General features: G+C 71.9%; 8 protein-coding genes. 2 read left to right on the forward strand and 6 right to left on the reverse strand.

Going from position 1 to position 11,912, the window contains the following annotated elements; all coding sequences use genetic code 11:
- Positions 1 to 1,434: 1,434 nt before the first annotated feature.
- Positions 1,435 to 2,622: a tyrosine--tRNA ligase gene (tyrS, locus tag ACVUH9_RS00005; protein ID WP_475752692.1), complete on the reverse strand. Its 1,188-nt coding sequence runs from the start codon at positions 2,620 to 2,622 to the stop codon at positions 1,435 to 1,437.
- A 92-nt stretch (positions 2,623 to 2,714) separates the two neighbouring features.
- Here tyrS and ACVUH9_RS00010 point away from each other — a divergent pair, with 92 nt between their 5' ends.
- Positions 2,715 to 5,381: a transglycosylase domain-containing protein gene (locus ACVUH9_RS00010; RefSeq protein ID WP_475752694.1), complete on the forward strand. Its 2,667-nt coding sequence runs from the start codon at positions 2,715 to 2,717 to the stop codon at positions 5,379 to 5,381.
- Positions 5,382 to 5,466: 85 nt separating this feature from the next.
- On the opposite strand, the gene ACVUH9_RS00015 is transcribed toward ACVUH9_RS00010, so the two are convergent.
- From ACVUH9_RS00015 to ACVUH9_RS00035, 5 genes are all read right to left on the reverse strand, one after another.
- Complete coding sequence (locus ACVUH9_RS00015; RefSeq protein WP_475752696.1) at positions 5,467 to 6,105, reverse strand: DNA-3-methyladenine glycosylase; 639 nt, start codon at positions 6,103 to 6,105, stop codon at positions 5,467 to 5,469.
- A gap of 4 nt (positions 6,106 to 6,109) precedes the next feature.
- The gene (gene argH / locus ACVUH9_RS00020; protein ID WP_475752698.1) at positions 6,110 to 7,471 is read right to left on the reverse strand and encodes an argininosuccinate lyase; all 1,362 of its coding nucleotides are present in this window, start codon (positions 7,469 to 7,471) and stop codon (positions 6,110 to 6,112) included.
- Positions 7,472 to 7,557: 86 nt separating this feature from the next.
- Positions 7,558 to 8,685, reverse strand: coding sequence for a DegT/DnrJ/EryC1/StrS family aminotransferase (locus ACVUH9_RS00025; RefSeq protein WP_475752699.1), 1,128 nt, complete (start codon positions 8,683 to 8,685; stop codon positions 7,558 to 7,560).
- Positions 8,682 to 10,343, reverse strand: coding sequence for a citramalate synthase (gene cimA, locus ACVUH9_RS00030; RefSeq protein WP_475752701.1), 1,662 nt, complete (start codon positions 10,341 to 10,343; stop codon positions 8,682 to 8,684). The genes ACVUH9_RS00025 and cimA overlap by 4 nt, the downstream gene beginning before the upstream one ends.
- A 164-nt stretch (positions 10,344 to 10,507) precedes the next feature.
- Entirely contained in the window at positions 10,508 to 11,443 is a 936-nt protein-coding gene (locus ACVUH9_RS00035; protein WP_475752703.1) for a branched-chain amino acid transaminase, read from the reverse strand.
- 220 nt (positions 11,444 to 11,663) lie between these two features.
- Between ACVUH9_RS00035 and ACVUH9_RS00040 the strand changes: the two genes are divergently transcribed.
- Positions 11,664 to 11,876 carry a hypothetical protein gene (locus ACVUH9_RS00040; protein ID WP_475752705.1) on the forward strand — a complete coding sequence of 71 codons (213 nt, stop codon included), beginning with the start codon at positions 11,664 to 11,666 and terminating at the stop codon, positions 11,874 to 11,876.
- Positions 11,877 to 11,912: the final 36 nt, after the last annotated feature.

Below are 11,912 nucleotides of genomic sequence, written 5' to 3' on the forward strand. Positions count from 1 at the left end.
GGCACCAGTACACTACGGCACCACTAACATGACGGAAAAATGTCCAACCCCGAAAGGTCAGACGTACTATTCAAAAACCGAACCTGCCAAAAAGACAGATTCGAATAATCGAACCTGGACGTACAATCCTCTTACGAGAATCGCACGCATGCTGTTGCGTTTTCAAAGACCGACGCGCCCTTAGGACCAGGTGTTCAAACTCTGGAGGCGCACGCCTGACCGGTGTCAGGCGCGGGCTAATCACTCTAGCACAGTCGCTTCTGCTTGTGAAGCTCTCGTTGAGGGCTCCGGCTTGGCGCTGCGCCGCGGTGACCAGCGGCTCGATGAATATACATACGGGCCCTGAGCGATGTCGGCCGGGTCGGCCCCGAAACGCGGCCAAAACCGGCCCCCGGCGCCGGCCGACGGCGTACAAGCCCAGGTTCCAAGCCACTTTCGGGGCCGAAAGATCTTTCTCGATCTTTTCTCCAGCGGGCCGGTCGGGCCCTGTAGTGCGCGAAACGGGCTCGCAGGCGACTTCTCCAGGTCCGGCTGGTCCGCGCGACCCCGAGCCGCGGATCTCCCGCAGTCGCCGAGCGATGCGCCGTCGTGCGCCTTGCCCCGCGGACGGCTGGCGTCCGTCTCGAGCACGACGTGACGTGCGGCGCTGCGGCCCAGGCCCTGCCTTCCCTCCTGGGACCGCCGACGAGCTGCCGTCGTTCGGGCCGGTCGGATCCGCCCCTCGCTTCGCCGAGCTGCACGGAGACGCCCTTCGGAGTCCTCTCGGTGCGGACGGCGCTCCGGTGCGTACCGCCGTCGATCCGTGGCCGGACCGCCGTTCGGCCGCCCGTCCCTCCGGCTCGACACCCTGGTGACGGTCTGTAGACCGGCGTTCGGTCCCAGGTCCGGCCGTGGGTCGTCGCGAGCCGAGCCGCGTGTCCCGGCCGGTGGGCGAGTCGGGCCGCGGGCCCAAGGCGCCTGGGAGCAGCCGCGGCTCCGGCCGCCTTCGACGGCCCGGTCGCGGTCCGACCCCGTCCTCCCGCGAGCTCTCCCCCGCGTCCCTGATCCCCACGCGGCCGAGCGACGGTTCAAGCCTTGTCGGCCCTCCGCATGCAGACGGGCATCCGATCCGCCGGCGCGCCCGGGTGCCGGGTGCCGGGTGCCGGGTGCCGGGTGCCGACGAGACCGGAACACCGGAGACGACCGCCCCGGCATCCCCCCGGGCGCCCCAGATCTCCGGACGCCCCAGACCCTCGGACGCCCCGGATCCCCGGAGCGGCCCGGGTCCCCGGTACGTCCCGGCACCGGTTCGCCCCGGATCCCCGATTCGGCCCGGATCCCCGGAGCGAACCGGATCCCCGGAACGGAACGCCCGGATCCGTTACCGCCCAGCGTGCCCCCGGTACGACGACGCCGGAGGCCGACGCCCCGACAGCGGGCTCGCGGTCGCGGCCTCTAGCCGTTGACGACCAACTTGGCGAAGCGGCGCTTGCCGAGCTGGAGGACCCGGTCGGCGAGCCCGGTTGCGTCGACGTCGAGCCGGTCCGCCGGCCAGACCTCGCCGTCGACCCGGACCCCGCCTTGCGTGATCGCGCGACGGGCCTCCGAACGAGAGACCCCGAAGGCGTCCGCCAACAGCGCCGGGAGATGGACCTCGCCGCCGGTGACGGGGTGCTCGGGGATGTCCTCCGGCAGCCCGCCGTCACGGAAGACGCGGTCGAACGCCTCCTGCGCACGAGCGCCCTCCCCGTCCCCCGCGAAGCGCTCGCACAACGCGCGGGCGAGCGCGCGCTTCCGTGTGCGCGGGTCGGAAGCCGACTCGTCGCCGAGGTCGATGCCGAGCAGATCGCACCAGCCGTCGATCAGCTCGTCGGGGATCCGCATCGTCCGCCCGAAGATCTCCTCGGCCGGCTCGGTGATGCCGATGTGGTTGCCCAGCGACTTCGACATCTTCTGGACGCCATCGGTGCCGACGAGCAGCGGCATCGTCAGGACGGTCTGCTCCGCCACCCCCTCGGCGCGTTGGACGTCGCGGCCGAAGAGCAGGTTGAACGTCTGGTCGGTGCCGCCCAGCTCGACGTCCGCTTTGATCGCCACCGAGTCGTAGCCCTGGAGCAGCGGGTAGACGAACTCGAGCAGGCTGATCGGCTTGCCGCCGGCGTAGCGCTTGCTGAAGTCGTCGCGCTCGAGCAGCTGCGCGACCTTCGGAATCCGCGCCAGGCGCAGGAAGCGGTCCATCGACATGTCGAGCCACTCGCCGTTGCGGCGGACCTCGAGCAGCTCCGGATCCTCGCGCAGGATCCGGCGGGCCTGCTCCTGGTAGGTGCGGGCGTTGTGGTCGATCTCGTCGCCGGTCAGGACAGGCCGCGTCGCCGAACGGCCGCTCGGGTCGCCTACGCGCGCGGTGTAGTCGCCGATGATCAGGACGACCCGGTGACCGAGGTCCTGGAACTCGCGGAGCTTCTGGAGGACGACCACGTGGCCTAGGTGGATGTCCGGGGCCGTCGGGTCGATCCCGAGCTTCACCCGGAGCTGTCGGCCGTCACGCGCTGCGGCGGCCAGACGTTCCTCGAGGATGCCGCTCGGCTGAACCGCGGCAGCGTTACGGGCGAGGAACGCGGCGTCGGCACGGGGGTCAGACATGCGGTCGATGTTAGGATAGTTGGGCTCGCTCTCCGCGAGCCGTGGTCAGGCACCTGCCGCCGTATCGCCTGACCAGCTCGCCCGAGCACTACATGATCGATCCCACCGGACATCCCGGTGCGCCGGTTCCTGCCGCGCATCCTTCCCCGGACGAGGCTCCTCTGGCGCCCGCTGTCGGCGACCTCCAGGCCCCCTGGTGGGGCGGCTCGACGTCCGCCACCCAGACGCCCGCGCCGGTAGCCGCCGCCCCGCGCGCGCCGTCAGCAGCTGACGGCCCAGCCGCGCCATCGGCTCCGAGCCTCCCTCCGGCTGCCGCCTACGAGCAGGCCGTCGGCGGCGGATCCGGCCCCCCGCCGTTCGGCGACGGTGGTGGCGGTGGCGATCACGGCGGCGACGGCGCACCCGGCGCCGACGACGGCGGCGACGACGGCCCGCCGCCGCGCCCCAAGCTGCGGCTGCGCTGGTTGCGGCTGCTCGGCCTGCTGATCCCGATCGGCGCGCTGGCGATCGTCTCGACGGTCTTCGGGATGATGATGGCCGTCTCGCGCGACCTGCCCGACCTGGACACCGCCAAGGAGTTCCGCTCGGCCCGCAACACGATCCTGGTCGACCGCAACAACAAGCAGATCGGGATCCTGGCCGACTCGTCGCGCTACATCGTGACCTCCAAGCAGATCGCGCCCGCGATGAAGAACGCGGTCGTGGCGATGGAGGACGAGCGGTTCTGGACCAACAGCGGCGTCGACTTCCGCGGCATCAGCCGCGCCCTCGTCCAGGACATCATCTCCCGGCGGGCCGCGCAGGGCGCGTCCACCATCACCCAGCAGCTGGTCAAGCTGGCGCTCCAGGCCGAGAACAAGCGAACGGTCTTGCAAAAGCTCCGCGAATCGGCGCTCGCGTTCCACATGACGCGGCAGTGGAGCAAGATGAAGATCCTCACGACCTACCTCAACCGGGTCTACTTCGGCAACGGGGCGTACGGGGTCGAGTCGGCGGCGAAGACCTACTTCGGCAAGAGCCCCGACCACGTCGGCTGCGCGCCGCCGAAGAAGCCCTGCGCCGCCCAGCTGCGCCCGGCCGAGGCCGCGCTGCTGACGGCGATCATCGCGTCGCCCTCGCGGTTCGACCCGGTCACCGAGCCGGAGGCCGCCCTCCGCCGGCGCAACGCGGTGCTGCTCAAGATGGAGCAGCAGGGCAAGATCGACATCGCCGAGTACGAGGCCGCCCGAGCCGAGCCGCTGCCGCCGGCCAACCAGATCGAGCCGCCCTCGCTCGACGCCAAGAACCCCTACTTCGCGTCCTGGGTCAGCGCCCAGCTCGTCGACCGGTTCGGCGCCCAGCGCACCTACGAGGGCGGGCTGAAGGTCAAGACGACGATCGACCAGGGGATCCAGAACGCCGCCCAGAAGGCGGTCAACTCCTACCTGACGCGGCCCGACGGTCCGCAGGCATCGCTGGTCGCGATCGACAACCGCACCGGCGAGGTGCGGGCGATGGTCGGCGGTCCCGACTACCGCAAGAAGCCCTTCAACCTCGCCACCCAGGGCAACCGCCAGCCCGGCTCGTCGTTCAAGCCGTTCGTGCTCGCTCAGGCGCTGCGCGACGGGATCTCGCCCGATTCCGTCTGGTCCTCGAAGCGGCTCGCGCTCCACGTCCGCGACGAACGCGGCCGCAAGGAGGTCTTCCGGGTGACGAACGACGAGAGCGCCTACTCCGGCCAGTCGACGCTCGCCCGGGCACTGACCTTCTCCGACAACGCGGTCTACGCCCAGGTCGGCCAGAAGGTCGGCACCAAGCCGATCGCCAAGCTGATCCGGAGGATGGGCGTCCGCAGCCCGGTCTCGCACAACGCGGCCGTCGTCCTCGGCGCCCCGAAGCGGGGCGTGACGGTGCTCGACATGGCCCACGCCTACCAGAGCTTCGCGACCCGCGGCCTGCGGATCAACGGCTCGCTCGGCGCCCCCAACGACGGCCCCGTCGGGATCACGCGGGTCGACACCGGCAAGCGCGTGATGGTCAACCACGTCGAGAAGAAGCGGGTGCTGCCGACCGCCGTCGCGGACGAGACGACGTCGATCATGCGGACCGTCGTCTCCACCGGCACCGGCAAGCGCGCCCAGTACGGCGGGTTCGCCGCCGGCAAGACGGGGACGACGGAGAACAACGCCGACGCCTGGTTCGTCGGGTTCAGCAAGGAGCTGACCGTCGCCGTCTGGGTCGGCTACCCCGACTCCGGCAAGCCGATGCAGACCGAGTACGACGGGGAGCCGGTCTCGGGCGGGACCTACCCGGCGGCGATCTGGGGCACCTTCATGGGCCAGGTCGCCTCGATCCTCGACGCGCGCTCGCCGACCGGCAGCCGCAAGCAGCCGAAGGGCTCCGACGTGCCGGTCGACGAGGGCACGCCGACGGTCGGCGCGGCCCCCGCCGCACCCGCCGAGGGCGACGGCGACGGGGCCACCAGCTCGGACGGCTCCGGCAGCTCCGGCAGCGGGTCGACCGGCACCGGGGTCGACGGCGGTGGCACCGGCTCGGGCAACACGACCGGCGGCGGTGGCGGCGGCACCGGGGGCGGCGGCGGTTCGTCGACCCCGCCGGCGACGCCGGTGACCCCGCCCGCCACCGGCGGCGGATCGACCGGCACCGGAGCGGGCGGGTCCGCGGGCTCCGGTTCGGGCTCGGGCGGCGGATCCGGCTCGGGTTCCGGCGGTGGCGGCTCCGGCGGTGGCGGCTCCGGCGGCGCCGTCCCGCTCGGCTGAGCGGTCCTCGTCCGGCGGAGCGATCCGCCCCTGGAAGCCCCTCCTCCGCAGCGTCGGGCCGTCCTCGCGGCGGCCTTGCGCCCGTTCAGCCCGACGACGTCGGCCCGCGGCGCGGCATCGCCGCCGGCCACGGACGCGAGACCCCGACGCTCGATGCGTCGGCGAACCGCCACGGCAGCTCGACGGCCTTGGTGATGCCGATCCGGGGGCCGCTCACGCAGACCACCGGCCGATCGTGGTCCGCCGGAGCCATGATCGTGATCGGACCGGCGGCGAGGTCGACGCCGTCCTGGTCCAGCTCGATGTCCAGCGCGAGGGTCAGGCGCCCCGGCCCCGAGGCCAGCTCGCGGTCGGGTCGACCACGGCGGCGCTCGCGGATCAGATCGATCCCGGCCGTCGGCTCGACCGCTCGGATCAGGACCGCGGCGGCGGTGCCCTCCGCCTCGCAGACCGCGTTCAGCATCGCGTGGATCCCGTACGAGCGGTAGACGTAGCCGTGGCCGGGAGGCCCGAAGAGCGTCGTGGTCCGGGCCGTCGGGCGCGGCGGGAGGCCGTAGCCGTGGCAGGCCGGCTCGGTCTCGTGGTAGGCCTCCGTCTCCACGATCCGTCCCGCCGCCCCGCCGTGCACGATCACGCAGCCGAGCAGCTCGCGCGCGACGTCGACCACCGGACGGGCGTAGAAGCCGCGCGGCAGGGCGCGTGCGAGCGGCGGGGCGGCAGCCACGTGCTCAGCCCAGGAGCGCGTGCGCCAGGTCGAGCTGCTCGCGAACCCGGGTCGACGAGGTCCCACCCTGGCTCTGCTTGCGCTCCAGCAGCGAGAGCGGCTCCAGCAGCTCGCGGATCCAGGGACCGAGGTGCTCGCTCTGAGCCCGCAGCTCGTCGTCGGAGATCTCCGACAGCTTGCGGCCCGACTCGACCGCCTCGCGGACGAGCCCGCCCACGATCGCGTGGCACTGCCGGAACGGCACGCCGCGCTTGACCAGCTCGTCGGCCAGATCGGTCGCGGCCAGCAGCTCGTCGGCCGCGGCGGCCGCCATCCGGTCGGCGCGGAAGCTCGCCCCGCCGATCATCCCGGCGGCGGCGGCCAGCGACTGCTCGAGCGTGTCGGCGGCGTCGAACACGTGCTCCTTGTCCTCCTGCAGGTCCTTGTTGTAGGTCAGCGGCAGGCCGTGGATCACGCCGTGCAGCGCCTGCAGGTGGCCGACGATCCGCGGCGCCTTCGCCCGCAGCAGCTCCGCGCAGTCGGGGTTCTTCTTCTGCGGCATCAGCGAGCTGCCCGACGACCACGCGTCGGGCAGGACCAGGAAGCCGAACTCCTCGCTCGCCCACTGGACGATCTCCTGGCCCAGACGCGAGAGGTGGGTGGCGCAGGTCGCGGCGGCCGCCAGGTAGTCGAGCGCGAAGTCGCGGTTGGAGACCGCGTCGATCGAGTTCGGGGCCGGCGCATCGAAGCCGAGCGCGTCGGCGGTCATCGTCCGGTCGGTGTCGAAGTTGACCCCGGCCAGCGCACCGGCACCGAGCGGCATCCGGCGCAGCGCCTGCTCGCGGGTGAAGCGGAAGCGGGCGCGGTCGCGCTCGAGCATCCAGACGTAGGCGAGCAGGTGGTGCGAGAGGTAGACCGGCTGCGCGCGCTGGAGGTGCGTGTAGGCCGGCATCGGCCAGTCGACGTGCCGCTCGGCGACCTCGATCAGCGTCTTCATCAACGCCTCGATCGCCACGATCGCGCGCTCGGCGGCCTCGCCCGTCCAGAGCGCGAAGTCGGTCGCGACCTGGTCGTTGCGCGAGCGGGCGGTGTGGAGCCGGGCACCGGGGTCGCCGACCAGCTCGGTCAGGCGACGCTCGATCGCCATGTGGATGTCCTCGTCGTTCGGCTCGAACGGGAACGAGCCCTCGCGCAGCTCGCCCTCGATCTGCTCGAAGCCGCCGAGGATCGCCTGCAGGTCGTCGTCGCCGATCACGCCGCGGGCGGCGAGCATCGTGGCGTGGGCCCGGGAGCCGCGGATGTCCTGCGGCCACATCCGACGGTCGAACCCGAGCGAGGTGTTCATCTCGCGGAAGACGGGATCCTGAGGCTCAGCGAAGCGTGACATTCACCCGTGAAGTCTAGGTGGACCCCGACGAGGTCCGCGTCCTGGTTGCGAGACCTTTAACTCAGGCGACGCCCGGGCCGACCCCTCTAGTCGCCGGTGAGTACGGCCGTGAGCTCCTCGACCACGCGCAGCACCTGGGCCTGGGTCATCTCCGGGAAGAACGGCAGCGAGAGGCCGCGGGCGGCGGCGTCCTCGGCGACCGGGAACTGGCCCTCGCGGAAGCCGAAGCGCTCGCGGTAGAACGAGAAGAGGTGGATCGCCGGCAGGTACGGGCGGGTCTGGATCCCGCGGTCGGCGAGCGCCCGGATCGTCGCGTCGCGGTCGACGCCGTGCGGGGTCCGCACCACAAAGACGAACCACGAGCGGCGGTCTCCGCCACGGTCCTCGCACAGCAGCTCGAGGCCGGTCCGACCAGCAAGGTCGGCCAGCGCCTCGCGGTACCAGGCCGCGACCTGGTCACGGCCGGCCAGCATCTCGTCGAGCCGCCCGAGCTGGGCGATCCCGAGCGCGCACTGGATGTCGCTGAGCCGGTAGTTGAAGCCGAGCCGGTCGTGGTCGAGCCACTGCATGTCCGGCGCCCGGCCCTGGTTGCGCTCGCTGTCGATCCGCTGCTTGATCTCGGCGTCGCCGCCGCTGACCAGCCCGCCCTCGCCGGTCGTCAGCTGCTTGTTGGCGTAGAACGCGAAGATCGACGGGTTGCCACGGCCGCCGACCGGGGTGCCGTCGGCGTGGACCGCGCCGAGCGCCTCGGCGGCATCCTCGACGATCGGCAGGCCGAGGCGCTCCATCCCGGGGATGTCGGCCGGGTACCCGAAGATGTGGACCGGCAGCAGCGCCGTCGTGCGCTCGTTGACCGCGCTCGCGACCGCCTCGGCCGTCACGTTGAGCGTGTCGGGGTCGACGTCGACGAAGACGGGGGTCGCGTCCTGGTAGAGGATCGCGTTGGCGGTCGCGATGAACGAGAACGGCGAGGTCACGACCTCGTCGCCCGTGCTCACGCCGACCGCCCGCAGGGCCAGGTGGAGGCCCGCGGTGCCCGACGAGACCGCGGAGGCGTGGGGCACGCCGAGCCGCTCGGCGAACAGCCGCTCGAACTCGCCCAACCGCGGTCCCAGCGACAGGTGCCGCGAGCGCAGGACCTCGAGCACGGCCTGCTCCTCCGCCTCCCCGATCACCGGGCGGGCAACCGGGATCGGCTCGCGCTGGTCGCTCATGCCGGGTTGGCCGCCGCGGTCACGCTGGCGGCCGCCGCAGGTGCGACCGGGGAGACCGGGGAGACCGGACCTGCCGCCCGGCGCCCCTCCTGCTCCGAGCGGGCCAACGAGTCGACCAGCGCGTCCCAGGAGGCGGCGATCATGTTCTCGCCGACGCCGATCGAGCCCCACGTCTGCTCGCCGTCGGAGGCGTCGATCAGGACCCGCGTGGTCGCGCCGGTGCCCTTGGCCGAGTCGAGGATCCGGACCTTGAAGTCGGTCAGCTCGATCGCGGCGATGTGCGGATGGACCTGGCTGATCGCCGACCGCAGGGCGTTGTCGAGCGCGTGCACGGGGCCGTTGCCCTCGGCCGTCCGGACGAACCGCTCGCCGCCGATCCAGATCTTGATCGTGGCCTCGGTCTCGACCTTGCCCTCGGCGCGCTGCTCGACGATCAGCCGCCACGACTCGAGCGTGAAGAGCGGCTCGTAGGCCCCGGTCTCCCGCCGCAGCAGCAGCTCGAACGAGCCGTCGGCGGCCTCGAACTGGTACCCGCGGTGCTCGAGCTGCTTGACCCGCTCGATCACGCGCGCGGCCTGGGCGTCGTCGACCTCGATCCCGGCCGCGACCGCCTTCTCGATCACGGTGCCCTTGCCGGCCAGCTCGGAGACGAGGATCTCCCGCGCGTTGCCGACCGTCGCCGGATCGACGTGCTCGAAGGTGCTGGCGTCGGACCGGATCCCGGCGACGTGCAACCCGCCCTTGTGGGCGAAGGCGTTGCGGCCGACGTACGGCTGGGTCGGCCGCGGCGAGCGGTTGAGCAGCTCGTCGACGAAGTGCGCCGTCTCGGTCAGCTTGCTGAGGCGCCCCTCGGGCAGCGCCGGGATCCCCATCTTCAGCTCGAGATCGGCGGTGATCGTGGTCAGGTTGGCGTTGCCCGTGCGCTCGCCGATCCCGTTGGTCGTCCCCTGGACGTGGGTCGCGCCGGCCTGGACCGCCAGCAGCGAGTTGGCGACGCCACAGCCGGCGTCGTCGTGGGCGTGGATGCCGACCCGCGCGTGCTCGCCGAGCTCGGCGACGACGGCGGCGACCGCCTCGTGGATCTGGGTCGGCAGCGACGAGCCGTTGGTGTCGCAGAGCGTGACCGTGTCGGCCCCCGCCTCGATCGCCGCGCGCAGGCAGCGGTGGGCGTACTCGCGGTCGTCGCGCCAGGCGTCGAAGAAGTGCTCGGCGTCGTAGATGACGCGCTTGCCCTCACCGACGAGGAAGGCGACCGAGTCCGCGATCAGGCGCAGGTTCTCCGCCGGATCGACGCGGACGACCTTCTCCAGGTGGAGGCCCCAGGTCTTGCCGACGATCGTGGTGACGTCGCAGAAGCAGTCGGCCAGGATCCGCAGCGACGGGTCCTCGTCGGCGCGCATGTCGCGCCGACGGGTCATGCCGAAGGCGGCGATCTTGGTCGTCGTCCAGGTCTCCCGGGCGAGCAGCGCGAAGAGCTCCTGCTCCTTCGGGTTGGAGGCCGGGAAGCCGGCCTCCACGAGCTGGACGCCGAGCTCGTCGAGCTTCTTGGCGACCCGCAGCTTCTCCTCGGCGGAGAGGGCCATGCCCTCCCCCTGCATGCCGTCGCGGAGGGTGGCGTCGTAGAGCTCGAACGGCCGGGCGGGAACGATGTGGGTCATGAGTGGTGCGAAGTCGAATCGGTGAAGGGCGAGAGGGCGTGCCGGCCGGGGAGCGATCGTGGACCAGTCCCGCCGGCGGATGCAGGCGCGAGGGCGACCGAGCCGTGCTGGCCCGGTGCCCTACGGAATTCGCCGTCCGCCGCTCTGACGCACCCAGGCCACCGTCAGCCGATCTGCTCGCGCACGGGGACCGGATCGAGCCACCGGAGGTAGCGCTCGTCACGACCGTGGAGCGCGTCCTCGAAGATCTGCTGGACCGCCTTGGTGATCGGGCCGGGCTCGCCGCTGCCGATCGTGTGGTCGTCGATCTCGCGGACCGGCGTCAGCTCGGCCGCGGTCCCGGTCAGGAAGACCTCGTCCGCCAGGTACATCTCGGCCCGGGCGATGTCGCGCTCGACGACCTCGAAGCCGTTGTCACGCGCGATCTCGATCACCGAGCGACGGTTGATGCCGTCGAGGATCGACGCCGACTGCGGCGGCGTGAAGATCGTGTTCTCGCGGACGACGAAGATGTTCTCGCCCGAGCCCTCGCAGACGAAGCCGCGCTCGTCGAGCAGGATCGCCTCGTCGTAGCCGCCCTTGGAGACCTCGATCTTCGCCAGCACCGAGTTCAGGTACTGGCCGGTCGCCTTCGCGTGCGGGATCAGGCCGGCCGGGGACAGGCGGCGCCAGGAGGAGACCTTGGCGCGGATGCCGTTGGCCTTGCCCTCATCGCCGAGGTAGGCACCCCACTCCCAGCAGGCGATGATCACGTCGACCGGAGCGTCGAGCGGGCTGAGGCCCATCAGGCCCTCGCCGCGGAACACCAGTGGACGGATGTAGCAGGAGCGGAGGCCGCTGGCGGCGACGGTGTCGAGCGTCGCCTGGCGGATCTGCTCCTGCGTGAACGGCACCGGCATGTAGAAGAGCTCGGCCGACTTGAACAGCCGGTCGACGTGCTCCTGGTGCCGGAAGATCGCCGGACCGGACGGGGTGTCGTAGCAGCGGACCCCCTCGAAGACGCCCGTGCCGTAGTGCAGGGCGTGCGTCAGCACGTGCACCTTGGCGTCGTCCCAAGGGACGAGCTCGCCGTTCTTCCAGATGACGTCCGCCTGCGGCACCGAGTTGCTCCCGTCGCGATCACTCAGCGGACCGCCGTCTGGCAGCCCACAACGCACGACTCTACCGCGAGCGCCAAGGCCCGGTGATCGAGACCCCCCATCCGGTGCACGTGTCGCCCACGGCGGTGGACGCCGCCGCGACCTCGGCGTACGGTCGATGCAGGCGTCGGGCTTGGGCCCAACCGGGCCAGCACTCGTCCCCCGGCGCACAGGAGGGACCATGCCCAACCGCACCCCCGCCCCCGTGGCGGCCCCCAACGCCAGCGACCGCGACCAGCGCATCCGCACCAGCCTCGCCCAGCGCGCCGGAGCGCTCGAGGACGCGCTCGGCGAGACCGGCCACGCGCCCGACCCGATCGACGCCGAGGCCCTCGGGCACTGCCGCGTGACGGTGCAGACCGGCTGGCGGCCGGGCGCCCGGACCAACGACTGAGGGGCCGGACGGACCCGACCCGATCCCGGGCCGGGT

The sequence above is a fragment of the Patulibacter ginsengiterrae genome, from assembly GCF_056269115.1.

Coding starts and splice junctions, on each gene's coding strand:
- tyrS (WP_475752692.1), bottom strand. CDS start 2,622: ATGTCTGACCCCCGTGCCGACGCCGCGTTCCTCGCCCGTAACGCTGCC.
- ACVUH9_RS00010 (WP_475752694.1), top strand. CDS start 2,715: ATGATCGATCCCACCGGACATCCCGGTGCGCCGGTTCCTGCCGCGCAT.
- argH (WP_475752698.1), bottom strand. CDS start 7,471: ATGTCACGCTTCGCTGAGCCTCAGGATCCCGTCTTCCGCGAGATGAAC.
- ACVUH9_RS00025 (WP_475752699.1), bottom strand. CDS start 8,685: ATGAGCGACCAGCGCGAGCCGATCCCGGTTGCCCGCCCGGTGATCGGG.
- cimA (WP_475752701.1), bottom strand. CDS start 10,343: ATGACCCACATCGTTCCCGCCCGGCCGTTCGAGCTCTACGACGCCACC.
- ACVUH9_RS00040 (WP_475752705.1), top strand. CDS start 11,664: ATGCCCAACCGCACCCCCGCCCCCGTGGCGGCCCCCAACGCCAGCGAC.